Origin of the sequence: Rhizobium pisi, assembly GCF_003938655.1 — a bacterium.
Lineage (GTDB): Bacteria > Pseudomonadota > Alphaproteobacteria > Rhizobiales > Rhizobiaceae > Rhizobium > Rhizobium pisi.
On record NZ_RJJT01000036.1, the window covers coordinates 12,075 to 31,550 of the forward strand.

The following is a 19,476-nucleotide window of genomic DNA, read 5'->3' on the forward strand; positions in this document are numbered from 1 at the left end:
GACGCGCCGCCTCATCCTATTTTTGGGACAGCTCCAAAGCTGCCTCCCAGATATTTGCGATAGTAGTTGTCTGATCGCCTGACGGATTGGATGTCGCGAAGACCGTAGACCGTGGTTCTGCCCTGGTAGTCCTTATCGCAGAATAGAACTTCCTCTTTCAGAAAATCCTCTAAGAGCGAGGGATTGTGGCAACTCATCCAAAGCTGCGCGTTGTGGGGGTTGCGTTCAGAATCGTAGAACCACCGAAGAATCTCAGGCAAAAGGAGCGGATGTATGGTTGCGTCGAGTTCGTCGAGAACGGCAATGCCGCCGCTTTGCAGCGCCCCGAGAATGAATGGATACAACCGGATGAACTGTCGAGTTCCGTGACTCTCGTAGATGATAGGCATGGGAACCGCCAGTCCCTCATGCTCAAAAAGAGCTATCGGGCCATTGTGACCCTGCTCGATCCGCATCTCACGTATTCCTACGTCAATTCGTTGTATCTCTCGATTGAAGACAGCTACCAGATCGGGGTTAGCAGCGTAATGTCTTACGGCAGTGTCATCGGTGCCATCGAACTTCTCAATTAGGATGTTCGACACGACCAAGCCGGCTGTCTGCCACAGTAGCTTCGCATAGGGGTGATCTAGCTGCGCAAGGGTGGAAATTACGCTCGCGTCCGGCCGCAATACCTTTTCCAGCGCCTGGCGATATCCTGACAGCCCGAATGGCTTCGACGCAGCTACCTCGCCGGCGGCATTCCGTTCAAACAACCGTACTTTGCGGCTCGCCGTCGACGGCCAATAGTAAAGGGCTTCGTGGTCAACCGTCTGGTGACCATCGCGCCCGCCAATGACAAATTCATACGCATATCGGCACTGCGCTGCATCCGGGTCATCGACCTTCTCAATATCCTCGATGCCTGCAAGTTGTATCGCGATCCGCGTCGGAGCAACAAGCATTTCTTCGCTGTTGAAGCGATCGAAAGGCATACGGCTGCCCCGAGGCGCGGAGAAGCTGTCTTTCGCAAACCATTTTATGAAAGAAAGGGCCTTTGAGACCGTCGATTTTCCCGAGGCGTTCGGACCAAAAAGCGCAATGACTTTCGGCGCCTTCTCATTAGATCCCCTCCATAATGGAGCAAAGCGACCGGGCTCATCGGGCGCGTTTGCAGCAACCGTCAAATCGATGACCTGGCGATCATGGATTGAGTAGAAATTCTCGATCTCGACACGATGAAGCATGTGGATATCCACCACTCGACACGATTTATGACAAAGCAAGGAAAGCACTTTGACAAAAAAATCAAATGATCCTCCTCATTCCGAATCATCTACCGCTCATCTCTTCGCACTAGGAGACAAGACGATGTATGGTGCGGTATCGCGCGCGCCACGCACCAACAGCAGCCGGCAAATCATGGCAACTCATCGCGGAGAACATTGCGTTTCGGTCGCGATACAAAGGCGGCCAAGCGGTTGTTGATCAGACTGATGAAGAAGCAAGGCCTGCCGTCAAAGTGCATAGTCACCGACAAACTGCGCTCTTACGCGGCGGCGAAGCGAGATGTGATGTCCGCTGTCGAACATCGATCGCACAAAGGCCTGCAATCGCGCGGAAAATTCCCATCTGCCGCTCCGAGAGCGGGTGATGCAGGGTTTCCGATCTGTCGAAGGCTTGCAACGTTTCATCTCGGTCTTTTCCGCAGTCAGAAATCTTTTCGTCGCCCCGCATCGTAAAAGCTCAGCCCTGGACAGTCCACAGCGGCCACTGCTGGCCGGCTATCTCCAGTTCGATATGCAGATGGCGGCCGAGATTGCCTTGCAGGTCGAACAATACGCCGGCCCTGAAAAGGCCGAGCCGAGAGGTCTCTTTTCGAGCAAAATGGATAGCGGCATCGAAGACGTCTTGCTGCGATTACTGACGGCCCTCGGCAGCCCGCTTGATGTCGCTGTGCTCGGCACCTCGATCCTGCGCGAATTGCACTACCGCGTCATGGTCGGCCCGCAAGGCGGCGCGGCGATTGCGGCCCTTCAGCGGAAAGGAACGTCCGGAAAACTTGTTGAGAGCGTGGCGTGGCTGCGGGCAAACTACGGCTCCGAAATTGCGGTCGCGGATCTGGCTCGAGACGTGGGAATGAGTGTTCCTTCCTACCACGTTCATTTCAAGAACCTGATGCAATACGTAAAAGCGATGCGGCTCCATGAGGCGAGACTTATGATCGCCCGCCAAAGCGGGACGATCGCGACGGTGGCGGCTTCAGTCGGCTATGTCAGCCCGGCGCAGTTCAGCCGCGATTTTAAACGGCATTTCGGGCGCACGGCGTCGGAAGAGGCGAAATGGGTTCAACAAAACCTCGGAGAACAGATCTGACCATTCCCCGAGGCTTCTTTGCGAGCGCGTCGCATAATCAAAATGCCTGGCATCTCATTGCAGAGCAGCCTGAAGCGCAGCCTTGCAATGAACCAGGGTGGTATCGAATACGGGGACGCCGACATTATCCTGATTCAACAGCATCCCCACCTCACTCCGGCTTCAGGCAGAAAGTAGACTCAGGAGTGTCGCCGTCGATACTTCAGATGGGCAACGTCTCACGCGCGCTCGGCGCTCAAAAGCCGATCGGCAAAGTAGCGTGATGGCGTGGTCCCAAGCGCCTTCCTGAACATGACGATGAAGGCCGTCGTGGATTCGTACCCTAAGTCGCCTGCCACCTGTTGGACTGTTGCACCGCCGGCAAGTTCCCGCAGCGCGATGACTAGATGTAGCTGGCGCCGCCAACGGCCGAAGCTCAATCCTGTCTGTTGGACCATAAGCCTCTTCAACGATCGCTCACTGACGGCGACATGCTCAGCCCATTGGCCGAGGGTACGGCGGTCGCTCGGGTCTGCCAAAAGAGCCGCAGCGATCAAGGCGATCTTTGGATGGTCAGATATAGGTAGCTCCAGCCCCTCACGTGGCATCAGCGCGAGCTCATCGAGCATAACCCGCACGAGGCGATCGACATGAGCGTCGCGCGCATCACTTTCTGATAGTTCCGCTACCCGGAGTATCATCTCCCGAAGCATCGGCGACACCGAAAGCGTGCAGCATTCAGCCGGAAGCATGGCCGCGCCGGGCTCGACAAACAGGTACGTTAGACGAGCATTGGACGTGACCTGATTGCTGTGAGGAACGCCACCGGGTACCCAAAATCCGCAGTCGGGAGGAACGATCCAGACCCCACTTTCCGCTCTGCAAGTAACCGCGCCATGGAGCGCCACGATCAGTTGACCCTGCCGGTGCTGGTGCAGCAGTCCCTCGGCTTCATAGTCGGCGAAGTCCATCCTGATTGCCATCGCCGGCCCGTGCGAGAGGCTCAGATCGCAAGCGGTACTGCAGGGAGGGCGCTTATTCGACGATTGGCCCGATTTCGAGATCATATGGCATTATCTCCAATTTTGCTCGTGATGCAAACCTTTAGGATGTTGGTCAAACAACTCTAGGAGATTAGCCATGCGTATTGCCGTGGTTGGCGCGACCGGCAGGATCGGTGCCAAACTTACCGAGAACCTCTTGGCCAAAGGCCATTCAGTCAAAGCTCTTTCGAGAGGAGGGCCCGCGCTCGATGTACTTGTCGCGAAAGGAGCAGAACCGTTCCTTGGTAGCTTCGACACAGGTGCTGGTGAGCTTGGCACGTTCCTCGAAGACGTTGACGCTGCGTTCCTAATGGTCAAAACCATTTGGGAGGCGGAGGACCTTCATGGGCACTACCCTACGGTAGCGCTTCGGTTTTTCGACGCACTTCGGAATTCCCCAGTGAAATTTGCCGTGAGCCTGACCGGAATGGGATCCGAGGTCAGCGGGAACACCGGCCATTTTCAGGGCTTCCATATCCTGGATCAGATCCTCAACCGACTACGCGACATCAACTTGGTGCACCTGCAGGGTGGCTGGTTCATGGAGGACCTGTCCAGGTGGGTCGATTCGATCGCGCAGCACGATAGGATCGGCTGGTCGCTTGACCCCAACGTCAAAGCTCCTTGGGTTGCCATTCAAGACATCGCGGATTTCGCGGCGAAGGAGTTCGACACGCCCACTGACCGGCACCGATCCGTAAAGCAACTGGGCATCGATTACACGATGCCTGAGATCGCCGCGATTATCGGCCGGGCACTCGGTAGAGAGGTGGACTATCGCTTCGTCGATACGAGCGATCGCGAGGTCGAAACGGTATTCCGGGAGAGGTTCGGAACTCTCGAACGGTGGGTCTATGATAACAACACCTTGGCTGCTCTTAACGATGGGCGTGTGAAGTTTCGCGATGATCGTCCGGCGCTGCGCACGACAATGGAAGAATTCGCCAAAGACACCCTCAGACCGCTGATCGAGAAGGCGCGGACGGATGGCGTCAAACCAGAGACCTTCCTGACGTGGAACTCACAAGAATAATTGCTGAGTTGGATCGGCGGCCTGAAAGAGCTCGACGCCTCTCAGGAAGGCGATGTCACGTTGTCAGTGGCTTAACGGTTGGCAAGGAACCTCAACATCGTTCTGGATCCGCCTTCATCCCAAATCGATCTCGTCGGCGGCCTTGCGGGCGCGATCGTCGACGAACTGGTTCATTGAGCGCTGACGATGGGTCTCGATCTGGGCGGCCATGTCGAGGACGTCTTGCATCCAATCACCGACCCTGAAGCCCTTCACGTCGGAGAATTGCCACTCGGAATAGTCCTTCATGAGATCCTTGGTGACATCGAACTTCGCAACAGACAGTTCGCCCGCGAAGAAATGGACTTCGCCTGTGTAGTAGGGTCACCGGGGGCCGATGATAAGCCTTCGTCTCGGAGAACGAGGCAATAAGGCCGATCCTTGAACGTGAAGTGGTTCATGGTCACAAAACTGGGCCCTAAATAGCATTTCCGCCAAAACTCTCCAGAGGTGAACAGTAGAAACCCGGATGATCACGCTTGATAATAGTTGATAAAGCAACTAGGCTCCTTTCGTTACCTTAGATGGAGGACTGCATGATCAGTGCCGATTTAGGAAAGCAGCTAGAAAGCTATATTCAGCAGCTCGTGGATACAGGTCGCTACGGCTCAAAAAGCGAAGTGCTGCGTGAAGGTGTGCGATTGGTCCAGGACCGTGAGACTCGACTAGCCGCGCTCGATGCTTCCATAATGCGCGGCATTACCGATGCGGACGCCGGCCGGACCAAGCCGGCAAGCGATGTATTCAGCCGTCTTGACGCTAAATACCGTGCGATGGCTGACAAGGCCGAAAAATCGGCATGATCCTTGAGTTTTCCAGCGAGGCCGAAAGCGATCTTGAGCAGATCGCCGATTACATTGCCGAGCACAATGCAAGTCGCGCTATTTCATTCATCCAGGAGCTGCGGAGAAAGTGTGAAGATCTGGTCATTAACCCGAATGGCTGTGCCCTCGTCCCGCGCTACGAAAACCATGGTATCCGTCGGCGCGTTCACGGAAACTACCTGATCTGTTATCGCGTTGAACCCGGTAAGTTGGTCATCATCCATATCCTGCATGGCGCCACCGACTATGGCGCCCAACTGTTCGGCGAATGATTCAAGATGCCCCGCGAGGACGTAGTCTCCGCTCTTGATGCGAATCGAACCTGAAGCCCCGCCGTTCAATTGGTCTGCTTTTGACGTTCGGGAGCGAGTGCCCTCGATCTGCGCCGGTTCGGCAGTACGGCGGATGCTCGAGCAAACCAGTCCCGTCGGCGTCATCACGATCCACGACATCAACCTGGCGATCCGGAAATGCGATCAGCTTGCGGTCCTCGATCGAGGGGAGATCATCGCCAGCGGTCCACCAGCCAACGTGATTACACCGGAGGTTCGTCCCGAAATCCGCAATCTGGCCGATCTGCGCCCCACCAGCTTGGATGATCTTCGAAAGCGCGTCGTTGATGTTGTCCATCTGGAAACAAAGGTGCCCGAGGCCCAGTTCGTTGACCCTCGGCTGATCACGATGGTGGGTGGTCGTATGCTGATATATTTCGAGAAAAGGGCGTTCAAGTGCGGGAAATTTTAGCCAGATGGTGTAAATCTCCGAATTCGGCAGTCCATTACCTCGCGAGACTTAAGGAGCGCGAAGCAATTCGCATTTCATGACATGCATGTAGAACGCTGCAAGTGCTTCCGCATCGTGAGCTACCAAGTTGATGTGAGCAAGTTTTATGGCGTTCGGCCTCTCGTTTTCGCGGGACCATAGCAACTGGTCAAAGGCAACGAAAGAAGTCCGCAAAGGGCCGACTGCGGACGACAATCTCACTCGCTCCGCCCAGAAAATGCGCGAAAGGCGCTTGACCTCGACACGCCGATTAGAGAAGCGCCGCTACAGCAGGAAGGCGGGATCGACTGCGCCCGGCGGAACCGTTCTGCCTGCAATGTCGGACCTTATGATCGCCCGAAATAACTGGTATCCATTGCTCAGCCAGCTGGTTCCATTGTCCAGCGCCCTCTCTGCACTCCACGGAAGAGCGCACTTGTATGGACACGTCAGACCCGGCGCATGATCTGCGTTGCGAGGGCAAGCGTTCTTGCAGCAAGGCCGACATACCATGCGTTCATGCTCCACTATGCCGGACTTTCGCGTGCGAGGGGACTGGCTCCACGTGCTTTTGCCCACGTCCACCCGCCGGGCGTACGACAGACAGGGAGAGAGGCATTTGGTAGGCGATTGGAATCCCGCCGAACCTGACTCTTGCAAATTCTAACCCTGAGGCCTGTCGAAGAATTCGGACGGCTACGGGCGTGATAAGCGGACTAAACCTGTGCAAGTTCAGCACGCCGTGCTCTTCCCGCTCGTTCCTCTTTCTTATTGGAAGAGCCGTTCCACGTCCGCCATCGGCCGGAACAGCCTCATTAGCCGGTCGGGAAAGGGCAGAAAGCTTTCACGCTCGTAGAAACGGCGTGCGTTATGATCCTTGGCGTCTACGATAACAGCAAAGGACGCGATCTCGCTCCTGACGGCACGAAAGAGGGCATCCGCCAGCAGATACCGTCCATAGCCTTTGCCCTGGTGACGTCTGTCGACCGCTAGTCGCCCGAGAAGGGTCGCTGGAACGAGCGGATAGCGCGGCAGTTTCCGCACTGCCTCTTCCGGCAGCTCCCCGAGATTCACTGCCGTCGACGAAAGGGTGTAATAGCCCGCGATGGCACCGTCCGACAACACAAACACAAAAGGTGCCGCCATTTTCTTGCGGGCATCCCGGCCGGCCTGAACCCGCAAATACCGGTCAAGCGGCTCGACTCCACTTTCAAACGCAGATCTGTCGTGCTGAGTACCGAGGATCTCGACTCGCGGAGCTTCTCCTATGTCGTGCGCCACCCGTCAGACGCCGGTCATTTGGCGATAGCGACGCACCGTGTCACGCAGACGATCATTGACAGGCTGCGGATTAAGCAATGCTTCTACAAAGGCCTCACTGTCACGGACCGAGAGATCCATGCGCTGGTGTTCTTCGATTGCCCGTCGGGCGGCTTCCTGGACGCTGGACAGTACAAAATCTGTCACCGTCCGTCCCTGGAGGGCCGCGGCGCGCTCGATCAGACTTTTCTGGTCAGCCGTCACGCGCGTCTCAAGACGCTCGCCGCGGACCCGTTCACGAGGCGAATTTACTGTAGAGACCATCGACATTCTCCTTTCTGACATATGTACGGCCAATGGCCGGAAATAGCAAGTGAAGCGATCAATCATGCGATGCCCTGCTGCATCGTCAGGAGAAAGACGGGTAGTCCTCCTCTCCCCCACTGCGACAGAGGCGGAAATCCCGAGAGTGGGCATGCGGGGCAGACTCCACCCGCGGGCTACACGATTCCCCACGCCCGAAACCTCCCCCTCCCCGTCATCTCGCGCAGGCCGAGCTCCACGTTTTCGCCACCATCCCGGCCGACACCAATGGTTTTGCCGTCACCATATTGACTAGCTACGGTAGCTTTGAGGACGTCCGGCGTCCGTCCAGCTTTCGTCTCATCAGTGTTCGGGCCAGCGCCAGCCGGTCATGCTCAGATCAGCAGATCGCCGGACCTCGTACAGGAGCCTTGAAGGCCGCTTCGGCCTCTTTCCTCTCTAGACGGCTGCTGGGGGCTCCCGGCTTTCCAGATGGCAATTGTGGTAGAGCTAGTCCTTAAGCTGATCGCCATGATGCAACAGTTCGCTTTCGGCGAAATCAATCGTGTCCCCGCGCCTTAAGGGGATCAAAGAAGACGTTTAGCCCGCAAGTCGGCCGCGAAGGTGATGAGCGGCATCACGAGAGTCAGCGGCTTGTCCTTCAGCGGTTCGGCGCCATAGGAAGCGTACCAGTTGGCGGCGCGCTCGCCTTTGGCATCGATGATCAATAGAAGTCCCCCGCCCTCTCCTGCAAGTCGTAGGCAGCGGAGCGCTGCGGCGGCTAGGAGCTGGCCTCCCAGTCCCTGTCCGGAAACCGCTCGGTCGGTAGCCAATCGCGCGAGCTTGAAGCCCGGCACATCATGGCGGGCAAGACCGCGTGTCATTGCATCAGGCACAGTTGCGTGCTCGACTGCCGAAGGCGCGATTGTATAGAACCCAAGAATGCGGTCGCGCACTGCGTCGTCGATAGCACAGAAGGTCTTCGAGGCATTCTGCTCATGGCTTTGTCGGGCAAAGCGGAGCAGGAACTCGTTCATCTGAGCGTCGCCGCAATCGAAGGCCGCCCGACCGTGAGACTTGGCGATCGGTTCCTCATGCCATGCAGGTAAAGTCATAGGCTGTCCGGCAAACCGGCAATCGCCGCGCGCAGCTTGGCGTTGGGTTTGGGCGGATTTTCCAGAAGCTCAAGAATGCGAAGATGATCGCGCTCTGACACTTTGATCGTTTCGGCTTCTTCGATCACAGCTTCTGCTTCTCGCAGTGCGGATTGGGTTACGAAATTCGTCAGATCGGTATTACGAAGTGCCGCAGCGCGCACGAGCTTAGCCTTGGCCGTGGCAGGCACCCTCAAACTCATACGCTCACTGTTCTCGTTCGCTATACTCGGCATGTCAGCCTCCATCTCTCAATGAAATATAGGCGAAACACCTCTCGGCGTCAATGGTGTGCGCCTTCAAGGCGTACACGGCGGATGGGAGCAGTTCTATATCTTCTTGGCTTGCCTCAGGGCTTGCAGAACGTTGGGATCACCTGTCAGCTGTTCAGCGATTTTCAGACCATCGCGAACGCCCTCAGGAGCAACGGGCGTCCGATTTCGCCCGTTGACGCCCAGTACGGACGCAAAGTCTGCAGATAGTCCGAGCTGTCGGCGGCCCTGAAGTAGATCAGGCTCCATGTGAGATGCTGCTTGGCAACGCCATTCTTCGTGTCGCCAGGTTGGATCAGTCTGTTCGCAGCACCGCGGCTGCGACAGTCACACTCGATGGCATTGAGCTTGATTGCGAAGATTGCAGGTGGCTCGCTCTCAAATACGGAGACCGTCTCGAAGTTCGCGAGTAACGACATCCCACTGTCATATCTGAGGTTGGCACTCCCGGCGGACGACGCGTAGAGTGTGGTGGCGAAGGAGCTTACCAACGTCGACGATCCGATGGACAGCATAGCAAGGAAATAAAACGCTGAACGCAAACGACGGGTTGCTCGCCTGCAGTATGCGCTGGCAGGCGAGCAATAGGAGCGATGATCACCCCTGCTTTCTGAGGGCCGCAAGCAACTCCTGCGCCAGAGGCCCAGCGGAAGCCGGATTTTGACCAGTGATGAGGCGACCATCGACGACGACATGAGGCTCCCAGTTCGCCGCAGACGAATAGATAGCACCCTCGCCCGTCAAGGCATCTTCAAGCTCGAACGGCACATCCTCGCGGGCGTAGTCGAATTCCTCCTTTTTCGAGAAGCCCGTCACCTTTTTGCCGCGTACGAACGGTGTTCCGTCGCCAAGATCAACGCCAAGTAACGAGCACGGTCCATGGCAGACCGCGCTGACGATCTTGCTCGTCGTCCAGGCGCGCACGATCGCACTCTGGACCTCACGATTGCGTTGGATGTCGACCATCGGCCCCAGGCCTCCGGGAATGAGGATCGCATCATAATCCGCGGCGTTCACTTCGCACAGCCGACGACTGCGGTTCAGTCGGCGGAAAGCCTTGCTCCCACGAAACTCTTTCTGCGCGGCGTCTTTCTCGTCATAGGCGTCAAACGGAGTCCATCCGCCAGCAGGTGACGCGAACTCGACGGCGACGCCCGCCTTGTCGAGGACGTCAAACGGATGAGCAACCTCCGCGAAGAAGAAACCGGTGGGACGATTGTGCGGACCGATCACTGCTGCATTTGTGACGATGAATAGAACGTGCTTTGTCATTTGCTTCTCCGTTTGTTTATACTTGGCATACGGGAATCTTGCTCGTTGGCGGACGCCACCCGCGTACTTAAAGTGTCACGGCCGGCTCGGTGGAGCGGCGTCTAGAGTTTGGCCAATTCACGATCCAGGAAGCCGCGAATTAGCGGAACCATTTCATCCAACTTGTCTTCGAGCGCGAAGTGTCCGGAATCGAGCAAGTGGATTTCGGCCTGTGGCAGATCCCGAAGGTAGGCACGCGCTCCTTCCTCAGGGAAGACCTTATCGTTCTTTCCCCAGACGATTAGCGTCGGCGGCTGATGGTCGCGGAAGTATTTCTGGAATGCTGGATAGAGCGGCACGTTGGTACGGTGGTCATAGAAGAGATCCATTTGGATATCTTTGTTACCGGGCCGATCCAGGAGCGCTTGGTCCTGGACCCAGTTGTCAGGACTTATGCGGCTGACGTCCGACACTCCGTCGGTATATAGGAACTTGGTCGCCTCGAGGGTCACCAGGCCAGATAGCGCGTCCCGGTGTATGCTCGATCCGTCCGCCCAATAAGCCTTTATCGGCTCCCAGAGTTCTCGCAGACCCTCATCGTAGGCGTTTCCATTTTGGATAATCAACGCGGTGACACGATCGGGGTGTTTCAGTGCAAGCCTGTAACCGACAGGTGCGCCGTAATCCATCACGTACATCGCGTAGCTCTGGACACCGATACCGGACACCAGCTCGTCGACGATGTCTGCATACGCCCCAAAGCCGTATTTGAAATCCTTGTGATCCGGAGCGTCGGAATGCCCAAAACCGGGAAAATCGGGGGCGATAACGTGGTATCGATCCGCCAGTTGGGGAATGAGATTTCGGAACATGTGTGAAGAGGTTGGGAACCCGTGAAGCAAGAGCACGACGGGAGCGTCCGCCGGTCCAGCCTCCCGATAGAAGACGTTCAAGCCCTGGATCTTGGCTGACCGATAGTGCACGGTGACGACCGTAGCGTGCATCTCTGGGGCGGTCTGCGCACTGGCATTCGCAGTCCGCGCAATAGGTGCCGCGGAGACGATAGCTAGCAGCAAGGCTAAGACAAAACGGCGCATGCACGTTCTCCCTTCTTACGATCGGACAGTGCTCATTTCGTTGCTGGATATTGCCTGACCGCAGAACCCCGAACGAGTTAATCGTCGTAAATCCCAGGGAAACGAGCATCGCGATTGACCTAGGAACATCGCTGGCGCTGGATGGAGCATTGGTCCGGCGAAGACGCCCAGGCGCGGCAACTGGACTGCGACAGTCAAACCGCAGTTACAGCGACGTTGAGCTAGCCAAGTAACAGGGCGGGCCAAAAACGGGGTGTTGAACACCGTCAAATCGTGAGAATGTTGCTATCCCCACTCGCGCGCAGCCGCCGCGTTTCACGCATGTTTACATCATTTCACCTGCGTTGCGGCCACTTCTGTCGTATTGCTCGATTAAGTCGAAAGCCCGCGATGGCGGAACGTGCCGCCAAGCAACGGCCGGGAGACGCGAATGCCATCCGTTCTGACCGATTTGTGGATACAGTTCTCTATACTGTTCGGAGCCAGAGCAGCCGCCCATATAGTGTCTCCCGCTCCTGGAACCCGTCGATTGATCATCGACTGCGTGTTTTTCTTGGCACTGACTGCCTTACTGCTTTGGAACGGCATACCGCCCTACTCTGTGGAAGACCTGGGGTCTGCGGTAACGTTGCGCTTCGTGCACGGGAGCCTCAAGACCATATGGTGGCTGGCGGGTGCAATGGTTTTAGCGAATTGCGCGCGCGTCTTTCTAATTCTTGAACACAAGCCTCGCGAAGGCAGACTTCTTCAAGATCTCGTCGTAGCAATTATCTACGTAAGCGCAGCGTTATGCATCATAGCCTATGTGTTCAGCCTGCCGGTCGGAACAATAATTGCGACATCCGGCGTCTTCGCCATCGTACTCGGCCTTGCCCTTCAAAGCACTTTAAACGACGTGTTCTCGGGCATCGCGCTCAACCTCAACAGGCTCCTTTCTGTGGGGGACTGGGTCGTTCTGGACGATGACGTTCAGGGCAAGGTCGTGGAGACCAACTGGCGGTCCACACAGTTTCTCAACAAAACTGGCGACCTCGTTGTTGTCCCCAACAGCATGTTAGCGAAGAGCCGCATAACAAATCTGAGTGTGCCAGACATCTCACATGGAGCCAGCCTGACTGTTAAGATGCAAGCGAGTGTGCCACCCAAAGCCATCGAAGACACGATGCATCAGGTGCTGCTTGGTAGCAGGGAGATATTGAGATCGCCAAGCCCATCGGTCTCGATAACGGGTATGAGTCGAGACAGCATCGAAGTGGAACTTTCATTCCGTGTACCCACCTTGTTATCTGTTGCGAAGGCGAGGAACGAAATATTCGACCTGATTTATCGCCACACCTTCGCTGCCAGCTTGCCACTTGCTTCAGATCCTCCCGCGGAAAAAACGGCGGCGGGTGCTGGAAAACCTGATTTTGTTAAGAGCCTCATCAGCTTGGCACCGATTTTCGCCAATCTCACGAACGACGAAGCGAACGCACTGGCCTCTTCCGCCGAGCGCGTGGTGATGAAGCAAGGAGCGGTAATCGCTAGGAAAGACTCGACGACTAGCGCACTTATGATGTTGGCACGTGGCGTCGCGATTGTCGAAGACGGTGTTGATGACGGAAGGATTGAGTTCGCAAGGCTCTCGCCTGGAGACGTTCTTGGAGAAAGAGGCGTTTTGCTGGGTAGTAAGGAAGTGGCCGATACCATATGCCTTACGGATGTGACGCTATATCAGATAAGCAAAGGCAAGATTGCAGAGATACTTAGAGAACGCCCCGCCATCGCTGAGGACCTCGCAGCTTTGCTGCTTACGCGCACAAAGGCGGAGGACGCGCTTCACCAAGCCAGCAGTGACCGCGCTTCCACGACAGCCCCCGACCTGAGGATGCGGATCCTTAGGCTCTTCCATCTCTAGGAATTCCCGTGCTTTAGCAGGATTTAACGAGATGCGTGACCTCGTGTGTTCTAGCCTGGATGTCGTGGGAGAGCATCCCACGCAAAAATAACGATCGACGGCCAATGCTGCCACTTTCCCACTAGGCGGCCTCTCATCGACGCCGCCCGGATGCAACGGGAAAGTCAAACAATCGATCGAGTTTTCACGCCGAAAATCGGCAAAAAGGAGACTTCAGATGATGACGATTTTGTCGACCGCAGCACTTCTGCTTTCAAGTTTGGCGTTATCGACCGCGGCCTGGTCCGCGGATGGGGCTGCAAAAACAGTCGTACTTGTCCACGGCGCTTTCGCCGACGGGACATCGTGGCAAAAGGTAATTCCGCGCCTGGAGAAGGCTGGCCTCAAAGTAATAGCCGTACAAAATTCTCTGGACTCGCTTGAAAACGATGTCATCGCTACCAAGCGCGCGATCAAGAACGCCGAAGGCCCTGTAGTTCTCGTCGGCCACTCGTGGGCAGGCGTTGTCATAACGGAAGCTGGAACTGATCCGAAGGTGAAGTCTCTAGTCTATGTGGCGGCCTGCGCGCCCGATAAAGGGCAGTCGTTAGAGGACGTTACGTCAAAATATCCCCAGCTGGAAAGCCGCAAGGAATACATGAAGGACGACGACGGCTTCTTGAGGATCAGCGACCAAGGCATCAAGAAGTACTTCGCAGCTGATCTCGACCCTGAATCTAAAGCGGTTGTAGCTGCGACGCAGGGTCCGTTCCACGTCAGATGCCTTAGCGCAAAGGTCTCGGAAGCGGCGTGGCGCGAGAAACCGACTTTCATGGTGGTGGCAACCAAAGACCAGATCATCCCGCCACAGCTCGAGAAGGATCAGGCTAAGGCGGCCAACGCCAAGGCGATCGAAATACCTTCAAGCCATGTCGCGATGCTATCGCATGCCGAGGAAGTATCGGATCTGATAATTCAGGCGGCAAAGTAAAGTGGATGGGAGAAGGCGCGATGACGAGCTATTACGAAATGACCTACCGCCGGCTCGCCGTCGAAGACACGGAGATCTTCTATCGCGAGACGCATCCGAAAGATGCGGCATCGACTTCTCCTCCCATTTTGCTACTGCACGGGTTTCCTTCAACGTCGCATCAATACAGAGCTCTTATGGAGCGACTTGGAGGAAGCTTCCGCATGATCGCTCCCGATTATCCCGGGTTCGGTCAAAGTACCGCTCCTGTCAGCAAGAAGGAGGGAGGAACATTTGAATATTCATTCGACAACCTTTCACGTGCCATCGAGGCCTTTATAGATACCCTTGGCCTAACCAGGGTGATCCTTTACATTTTCGACTTTGGTGCCCCAGTGGGGATGAGGATCGCAACCAGAAGGCCGGAACTCATAGCCGGCCTGATCATTCAAAACGGAAACTGTTACGACGCCGGATTGTCGGAGGCAGCAAAGAGGCTAATGTCGGCTCGACCAGAGGATCCCGCAGTCACCGCCGAACTATCAGGGCTGCTCACAGCAGAGGGAGTTCGCTTCCAGTACCTCACGGGAACATCGCGGCCGGAACGTATAATGCCGGACAATTACGATCTCGATTTGCACTACATCGAGCAGCCGGGTCGCAAGCAGTCACAACTTGACCTGCTTCTCGACTACAAGAGCAACCTGCCCCTTTACCCGCAATGGCAGGAATGGCTGAGAGCCAACGTGCCGCCCGCACTGATCGTCTGGGGTAAGAACGACCCCTTCTTCACACCGGCAGGAGCACAGGCATACCTGGACGATCTCCCCAATGCTCACCTACAATTTCTCGAGACTGGACACTTCGCGCTCGAGGAATGCCTCCCTCAGGTCGCGTCCCTGATCGGCCAATTTTTGGCTGGCTTCAACGCTCGCCCCCAGACGTGAAGCTTAGCGTGCGAAAAACTCGGACAATTTCGAATTTTGCGAGGTTGCGCGATCATCGATGAGTACTTCAACGATGGAGAAATTACATGCTAATGTTTCCTACGTTCGCCTTTGCCGCCCTCGCCCTCGGCATCTGTGGATAGCGGTTCGCATCCATTTGTCTCCGAGACCGCCAAGACGGACTCGACCCTGGTTCTGGCCACCGCGACCAGCGAAGATTCAAACCAAAGCGGAAGTGACGCTGCCGTCAGTTCGATGCCAAGAAATGCGTTTCCATCCTCGCGGAACGCCCAGAGGAGAGCACTGCGCAGGTCAGCCGACCGGGTAACCAAACCGATACCTCGGCTCAATTATGTTCTTTCTAATATTGGGGTAGCATCATGTCCGTCGCCACCTCCTCCCGAGGCGACCAAGGACCAAGGCTTGCTGGTCTCCCCTCCGCACCGCCGCCTGCGATACGGTCCAAGAGAGCCGCCCCCCGCCGGGGCGGCTCGCATTTCTAGTTCATCGCAACGGATCCAGCCACCTCTCTCGAGGAGCTACCGCTCGAGACGCGTTGCCTCGAACAGGAACCACAGCCTGCCTTCCGCCTCGTCGATCCAGTTCTCGATGAGGCTCGTTGTCGCATGGTCATCATGTGAAGAGGTCAGCTCATGTAGCTGACGTAAGATACCGACAAGCTGCTTGTTGTCGTCACGAAGCTCGGACAACATGTCTCTTGGCGTCACGAAATCCGCGTCGTTATCGAGGATCCTTTGAAGTCGCGAGATATGACCTATCGATTTCAGCGTCGGCCCGCCAACCTTTCGAGCACGCTCGGCGATATCATCCGTCATCGCGAAAAGCTGGGCTCCTTGCTCATCAAGCATCAAGTGATAGTCGCGAAAATGCGGTCCGGACACGTGCCAATGAAAGTTCTTGGTCTTGAGGTAGAGTGCGAAAACGTCCGCCAACAGAGCCGTAAGCGCTGCCGCGATATCACGGGTTGCGTCCTCCCCCAGGTCCGTCGGCGTTGAAAGCGGAAGGCTTCGGTGTTGATGCGCTACTTTTCTGTCCATGGCGTTATCCTTTGATGGGGAGGAAGCTCAAGAGAGCCAGCGCAAGTTTACCCGCTGGAACGCCCGCAGAGAAACTTTCGATGGTTTAAATACACTATACTCGAGTGCAACGAGAGGCTTGCAGGCCTTATACCGGGGAATAGGCGTGGCTTGGCCCAACCGCGCGGACGCGCAGTAACGATGACCTCATGCAGCCGGCCCTGATTGAAACGACATCGGATCAGCTGGTTTGGCGTTCTATCGGGACAATGCCGCATTCAGGCAAAGATCGGCATCACGAGGCTCCGAGCGCCGGTTGTTCGCTCCCGGGTGTCCTTGAAGGCGCTGTCGTCCGCGTTCGCAAGAGTTTGGGACCGTTCGAAGGAAAGGTGCAGCGAGACGTCCTTTACCAACTCTGCCAAGGTCCTCGCCTGCATTTTTTTCATCAATTTTGCACGATGCACTTTCACGGTGATTTCGGTGATTCCAAGGAGGGCGGCGATCTGCTTGTTCAACAGTCCGTCGACAACGCCCTCCAAGACCTCGCGCTCTCGTGACGTCAAGGAGTGAAAACGCCGGTCAATCGCAGCCTTGGAACGATTGATGCTGGCACGCTGCCTATACGCCAGATCAGCGGCGCAAACGGCGTCGAGGACTTCCTGCTCCCGGAAAGGTTTCTGGATAAAGTCGAATGCGCCGGCCTTCATCGCGCGCACGCTCATGTTCACGTCTGCGAAGCCGGTCATGAACACGATCTGGGACTGCGAGCCTCGATGCGACAGGCGCTGCTGAAGATCAAGGCCGCTCATCCCCTGCAGCTTTACGTCCAGCAAAATACAGCTGGGTTCGACGGTAAGTGGAGATGAGAGAAACTCGGAGGCTCCGACGAAAGTCACGACCGGAAACCCAACGTTCTCGATCAGGCTCGATACCAGTATGCGAGTGTCCGGATCATCCTCGATGACTGCAACGCACCCCAGATAATGAAGATCGTCATCCCGAGTGGAACTCGTTGCTCGCCTTGATGTAGAAATCATCATTGACTTTTCCTCTCGCGTTTCGACACGTTAACTTTACGCGTGTTTCCCCATGACAAACCGTTGAAGTCGGTGAAATGGTGTCAAACGGCGCGAAAGCCGAGGGAAACCCACTCCTCTCACTATTGCCCGCCGTAGCCCCTCCCACCACGGCCGTATGCCCTGATGAAGGCTTGCACCGTCAATGCAAGATCAGCAACGGCCTGGTCCAATTCGTCGCCGGACTTTGGGAACGGCATGGGTAGATCCCCCAATGTCCAAGTCCTGAGCTGCATCTCGAGAACCGATGACATGGCTTCGTAGTAGTCGGCTCGCTGTGTATCGACCTGAGGATCGTGGTCCCCGAGAGTTTCGAAGACTGCAGACGCTCCGCATACATTTCTCAGCGCCAGGAGAACACTATTCAGAGCATCTGAGCTGGCTATGGCACCGTTGCCGAGACTTAGTCCCATCGCCGCAACCTCAGCCCTGGAGCTGCCGACACCCGCGTCCGCCTGTGCCTTCGCAAGCTCCGCCGAATGCGGCCCGTGGCGCGACCTTCGCACGCTGGACGCAAATGACAGGTTTGCGGATACGGCTGTCCGGAGAGTATCGGAAATCGCGACACGATCCTTGGTCGGGAATATCAATATGCTCGCAACCACACCGAAGAGAGCACCAAGACTCTCGTTCACCGCTCTTAAAAAGATCAGATCGTCTGCGGGTCTGATGAGGTCAGAGAGCAACATGAACATCGGCGTCAGGAAGATCGTGAATAGCGCGTAATTCACCGTGCGTAAGGCAATGACCGCGGCCGCGAGCGGAACGATCGCTAGAGCCATCGCAACGTCGCCAGGGCTGTTCATGAGCAACCCCGCGGCGACCAACCCGCCGAGGAGAGTGCCTGTTGCTCGCTCCAACACCCGGGCCCAGGTGGTCCCCAAAGCCGGCTGCATCACGACCAAAGTCGCAATCGTTCCCCAGTATGACAAGGTAACTCCAAGCCACCCCTCCACGAGATGGCAAGCGGTCACAGCTGTGGCCACCCGCAACGCTTGATGCCACACAACAGACGGCATCGCAGGCCTCTCGAAGATCGTCGCTAATAGGCCGGTGGATAAAACATCTTGCCGTTGTTCCGGGCTTGTTGTTCCGCCCAGAGACATCAGTGCGATGGCCGCGCCCTCTATGCACCTGCCGAAAGCCCTGTTTTGGTCTTCGGCCGCGCGGTGGAGAGACCTTGCGTCTTCGTTGATTCGAGCCGAGGTCATGGCTCCTGAGTCCAAGCAATCGATCACTTCCCGCAACAGCTCGTCTAAATCGCGAAGTAATGTGACATTATCTTCGCTGAACACCCCGCCTGACCTGCGTAGGTGCCCGAGAGCGATCAGATTACCCAGTAACCTCGAGGCTACGTCAACCGCGTGACCGTGCGGCTTGCTCCCCAAAAGACGTCGCGCAACGATTTGGCGACCTCGCTCAATAGCGATCCTCACGGCCCTACGGGTCAGCGTCTCATATTGCAGCCAGGCCGCGCTGTCGGCAACTGGAGATCGGTCGAGATCGATCAGCGCGCTCAGCATCGTCCGCAACCGGCTGTAGATCGTCACGAGCAACAATCTGCCCGGGGCATTGGTGTGGTTCGGCCATATCAAGGTCGATATGAGGATTGTCGCCGTCGATCCGAGCAGGAAGCAACCTCCAAGTTGGAGCGCTCCCTCGAATGGACGCGGTGTCGACACACCGATCACAACTGCAATTGCGGAGATGAAGCTACCTTGGGCGGGTCCGGGTCCGAACGCGGGCGCGTAGGATCGACCTAGACAGCACAATGCGACGAGAGTGAAGAGCGTTGCGGTAGCAGCCACGGTGCCGAAGTGAGCACCGAAGGATGAGAGGGCAAACACGATCGCGCCTAGGATCGCAAATTTCGCCATGACACGGAAGCGAGACCGGGCTCCGCCGAACGGGTCGCAAAGGGAGGTCCAAAATGCGGCGACAACGCTGAATGCCAAGTCTGGTATATCAAGGCAGATTGCACCGGCTAGCAAAAGAGCGATCGAAATTGCCGCTCGAACCCCATCGAGAATGTCCAACTGTTCAGGGACGACAGCATAGACCTGTCCTTCAGACCACAAGGTCCGTCGCGAAACAAATGACACGAGCCTCGAAGTTAGGCGCATTTGTTGTGTGCTCTTCCGGTAGAGGTGGCGGCCCATCGGCACCACAGCTGAGGCAGGTGATCCGGCGGCAGCGAA

20 protein-coding genes and 3 pseudogenes are annotated in these 19,476 nt (G+C 56.6%); 10 read left to right on the forward strand and 13 right to left on the reverse strand.

Annotated features, from left to right (window positions below; genetic code table 11):
• Positions 1-11: 11 nt before the first annotated feature.
• Entirely contained in the window at positions 12-1,226 is a 1,215-nt protein-coding gene (locus EFD55_RS30985; RefSeq protein WP_125850684.1) for an AAA family ATPase, read from the reverse strand.
• Between the two features lie 210 nt (positions 1,227-1,436).
• Here EFD55_RS30985 and EFD55_RS34005 point away from each other — a divergent pair.
• Positions 1,437-1,734, forward strand: a pseudogene (locus EFD55_RS34005) (DDE-type integrase/transposase/recombinase); the annotation flags it as partial.
• A 3-nt stretch (positions 1,735-1,737) separates the two neighbouring features.
• Positions 1,738-2,355, forward strand: a pseudogene (locus EFD55_RS30990) (AraC family transcriptional regulator); the annotation flags it as partial.
• Between the two features lie 218 nt (positions 2,356-2,573).
• On the opposite strand, the gene EFD55_RS31000 reads toward EFD55_RS30990, so the two are convergent.
• Positions 2,574-3,401 (reverse strand): AraC family transcriptional regulator, encoded by an 828-nt coding sequence (locus EFD55_RS31000; protein WP_125850685.1) that lies wholly within the window; start codon positions 3,399-3,401, stop codon positions 2,574-2,576.
• Between the two features lie 73 nt (positions 3,402-3,474).
• Between EFD55_RS31000 and EFD55_RS31005 the strand changes: the two genes are divergently transcribed.
• On the forward strand, positions 3,475-4,410 hold the full coding sequence (locus tag EFD55_RS31005; RefSeq protein WP_125850687.1) for an NmrA family NAD(P)-binding protein: 936 nt from the start codon (positions 3,475-3,477) through the stop codon (positions 4,408-4,410).
• A gap of 114 nt (positions 4,411-4,524) precedes the next feature.
• On the opposite strand, the gene EFD55_RS33395 is transcribed toward EFD55_RS31005, so the two are convergent.
• Positions 4,525-4,698, reverse strand: coding sequence for a hypothetical protein (locus EFD55_RS33395; RefSeq protein ID WP_165504882.1), 174 nt, complete (start codon positions 4,696-4,698; stop codon positions 4,525-4,527).
• Between the two features lie 287 nt (positions 4,699-4,985).
• On the opposite strand from EFD55_RS33395, the gene EFD55_RS31010 reads away from it, so the two are divergent.
• From EFD55_RS31010 to EFD55_RS33400, 3 genes are read left to right on the forward strand one after another with little or no spacing between them, the layout of a single operon-like run.
• Positions 4,986-5,252 (forward strand): type II toxin-antitoxin system ParD family antitoxin, encoded by a 267-nt coding sequence (locus EFD55_RS31010; RefSeq protein ID WP_125850689.1) that lies wholly within the window; start codon positions 4,986-4,988, stop codon positions 5,250-5,252.
• Positions 5,249-5,545, forward strand: coding sequence for a type II toxin-antitoxin system RelE/ParE family toxin (locus EFD55_RS31015; protein ID WP_125850691.1), 297 nt, complete (start codon positions 5,249-5,251; stop codon positions 5,543-5,545). Before EFD55_RS31010 ends, EFD55_RS31015 begins: the two co-directional genes overlap by 4 nt.
• 34 nt (positions 5,546-5,579) lie before the next feature.
• Positions 5,580-6,017 (forward strand): hypothetical protein, encoded by a 438-nt coding sequence (locus tag EFD55_RS33400; RefSeq protein ID WP_165504881.1) that lies wholly within the window; start codon positions 5,580-5,582, stop codon positions 6,015-6,017.
• 786 nt (positions 6,018-6,803) lie between these two features.
• Here EFD55_RS33400 and EFD55_RS31025 read toward each other — a convergent pair.
• From EFD55_RS31025 to EFD55_RS31045, 5 genes and pseudogenes are all read right to left on the reverse strand, one after another.
• Positions 6,804-7,316, reverse strand: a complete 513-nt coding sequence (locus EFD55_RS31025; protein WP_125850694.1) for a GNAT family N-acetyltransferase — start codon at positions 7,314-7,316, stop codon at positions 6,804-6,806.
• Positions 7,317-7,319: 3 nt separating this feature from the next.
• Entirely contained in the window at positions 7,320-7,619 is a 300-nt protein-coding gene (locus EFD55_RS31030) for a type II toxin-antitoxin system TacA family antitoxin (RefSeq protein WP_125850696.1), read from the reverse strand.
• A gap of 176 nt (positions 7,620-7,795) precedes the next feature.
• Positions 7,796-7,995 (reverse strand): annotated as a pseudogene (locus EFD55_RS31035) (helix-turn-helix domain-containing protein); the annotation flags it as partial.
• Between the two features lie 190 nt (positions 7,996-8,185).
• Positions 8,186-8,713: a GNAT family N-acetyltransferase gene (locus tag EFD55_RS31040; RefSeq protein ID WP_097596161.1), complete on the reverse strand. Its 528-nt coding sequence runs from the start codon at positions 8,711-8,713 to the stop codon at positions 8,186-8,188.
• On the reverse strand, positions 8,710-8,988 hold the full coding sequence (locus tag EFD55_RS31045; protein ID WP_097596198.1) for a type II toxin-antitoxin system TacA family antitoxin: 279 nt from the start codon (positions 8,986-8,988) through the stop codon (positions 8,710-8,712). The genes EFD55_RS31040 and EFD55_RS31045 overlap by 4 nt, the downstream gene beginning before the upstream one ends.
• A gap of 236 nt (positions 8,989-9,224) precedes the next feature.
• Here EFD55_RS31045 and EFD55_RS34010 point away from each other — a divergent pair, with 236 nt between their 5' ends.
• Positions 9,225-9,437: a hypothetical protein gene (locus EFD55_RS34010; protein ID WP_376774120.1), complete on the forward strand. Its 213-nt coding sequence runs from the start codon at positions 9,225-9,227 to the stop codon at positions 9,435-9,437.
• Between the two features lie 184 nt (positions 9,438-9,621).
• On the opposite strand, the gene EFD55_RS31060 is transcribed toward EFD55_RS34010, so the two are convergent.
• Together EFD55_RS31060 and EFD55_RS31065 are read right to left on the reverse strand one after the other, a co-directional pair.
• Positions 9,622-10,296, reverse strand: a complete 675-nt coding sequence (locus tag EFD55_RS31060; RefSeq protein WP_125850698.1) for a type 1 glutamine amidotransferase domain-containing protein — start codon at positions 10,294-10,296, stop codon at positions 9,622-9,624.
• 101 nt (positions 10,297-10,397) lie between these two features.
• Positions 10,398-11,372, reverse strand: coding sequence for an alpha/beta fold hydrolase (locus tag EFD55_RS31065; protein WP_125850700.1), 975 nt, complete (start codon positions 11,370-11,372; stop codon positions 10,398-10,400).
• 430 nt (positions 11,373-11,802) lie between these two features.
• Between EFD55_RS31065 and EFD55_RS31070 the strand changes: the two genes are divergently transcribed.
• The 3 genes from EFD55_RS31070 to EFD55_RS31080 all read left to right on the forward strand — a co-directional run bounded on the left by EFD55_RS31070 (position 11,803) and on the right by EFD55_RS31080 (position 15,165).
• Positions 11,803-13,269, forward strand: a complete 1,467-nt coding sequence (locus EFD55_RS31070; protein WP_125850702.1) for a mechanosensitive ion channel domain-containing protein — start codon at positions 11,803-11,805, stop codon at positions 13,267-13,269.
• A gap of 217 nt (positions 13,270-13,486) precedes the next feature.
• Positions 13,487-14,239 carry an alpha/beta fold hydrolase gene (locus EFD55_RS31075; protein ID WP_125850704.1) on the forward strand — a complete coding sequence of 251 codons (753 nt, stop codon included), beginning with the start codon at positions 13,487-13,489 and terminating at the stop codon, positions 14,237-14,239.
• Between the two features lie 20 nt (positions 14,240-14,259).
• The gene (locus tag EFD55_RS31080) at positions 14,260-15,165 is read left to right on the forward strand and encodes an alpha/beta fold hydrolase (RefSeq protein WP_245438659.1); all 906 of its coding nucleotides are present in this window, start codon (positions 14,260-14,262) and stop codon (positions 15,163-15,165) included.
• Between the two features lie 539 nt (positions 15,166-15,704).
• Here EFD55_RS31080 and EFD55_RS31085 read toward each other — a convergent pair.
• The 3 genes from EFD55_RS31085 to EFD55_RS31095 form a co-directional block, all read right to left on the reverse strand.
• The gene (locus EFD55_RS31085) at positions 15,705-16,223 is read right to left on the reverse strand and encodes a Dps family protein (RefSeq protein ID WP_125850706.1); all 519 of its coding nucleotides are present in this window, start codon (positions 16,221-16,223) and stop codon (positions 15,705-15,707) included.
• A gap of 257 nt (positions 16,224-16,480) precedes the next feature.
• Positions 16,481-17,242, reverse strand: coding sequence for a response regulator transcription factor (locus tag EFD55_RS31090; RefSeq protein ID WP_245438661.1), 762 nt, complete (start codon positions 17,240-17,242; stop codon positions 16,481-16,483).
• 119 nt (positions 17,243-17,361) lie between these two features.
• Entirely contained in the window at positions 17,362-19,233 is a 1,872-nt protein-coding gene (locus tag EFD55_RS31095; RefSeq protein WP_165504880.1) for an FUSC family protein, read from the reverse strand.
• Positions 19,234-19,476: the final 243 nt, after the last annotated feature.

Bases quoted from the DNA above. Each gene is read 5' to 3' on its own strand.
- EFD55_RS31075 (WP_125850704.1), top strand. From the start codon at position 13,487: ATGATGACGATTTTGTCGACCGCAGCACTTCTGCTTTCAAGTTTGGCG.
- EFD55_RS31090 (WP_245438661.1), bottom strand. From the start codon at position 17,242: ATGATGATTTCTACATCAAGGCGAGCAACGAGTTCCACTCGGGATGAC.
- EFD55_RS31040 (WP_097596161.1), bottom strand. From the start codon at position 8,713: ATGACTTTACCTGCATGGCATGAGGAACCGATCGCCAAGTCTCACGGT.
- EFD55_RS31010 (WP_125850689.1), top strand. From the start codon at position 4,986: ATGATCAGTGCCGATTTAGGAAAGCAGCTAGAAAGCTATATTCAGCAG.
- EFD55_RS31000 (WP_125850685.1), bottom strand. From the start codon at position 3,401: ATGATCTCGAAATCGGGCCAATCGTCGAATAAGCGCCCTCCCTGCAGT.
- EFD55_RS31060 (WP_125850698.1), bottom strand. From the start codon at position 10,296: ATGACAAAGCACGTTCTATTCATCGTCACAAATGCAGCAGTGATCGGT.
- EFD55_RS33395 (WP_165504882.1), bottom strand. From the start codon at position 4,698: ATGAAGGACTATTCCGAGTGGCAATTCTCCGACGTGAAGGGCTTCAGG.
- EFD55_RS30985 (WP_125850684.1), bottom strand. From the start codon at position 1,226: ATGCTTCATCGTGTCGAGATCGAGAATTTCTACTCAATCCATGATCGC.
- EFD55_RS31030 (WP_125850696.1), bottom strand. From the start codon at position 7,619: ATGGTCTCTACAGTAAATTCGCCTCGTGAACGGGTCCGCGGCGAGCGT.
- EFD55_RS31070 (WP_125850702.1), top strand. From the start codon at position 11,803: ATGCCATCCGTTCTGACCGATTTGTGGATACAGTTCTCTATACTGTTC.
- EFD55_RS31005 (WP_125850687.1), top strand. From the start codon at position 3,475: ATGCGTATTGCCGTGGTTGGCGCGACCGGCAGGATCGGTGCCAAACTT.
- EFD55_RS31085 (WP_125850706.1), bottom strand. From the start codon at position 16,223: ATGGACAGAAAAGTAGCGCATCAACACCGAAGCCTTCCGCTTTCAACG.
- EFD55_RS31045 (WP_097596198.1), bottom strand. From the start codon at position 8,988: ATGCCGAGTATAGCGAACGAGAACAGTGAGCGTATGAGTTTGAGGGTG.
- EFD55_RS31080 (WP_245438659.1), top strand. From the start codon at position 14,260: ATGACGAGCTATTACGAAATGACCTACCGCCGGCTCGCCGTCGAAGAC.
- EFD55_RS31015 (WP_125850691.1), top strand. From the start codon at position 5,249: ATGATCCTTGAGTTTTCCAGCGAGGCCGAAAGCGATCTTGAGCAGATC.
- EFD55_RS31065 (WP_125850700.1), bottom strand. From the start codon at position 11,372: ATGCGCCGTTTTGTCTTAGCCTTGCTGCTAGCTATCGTCTCCGCGGCA.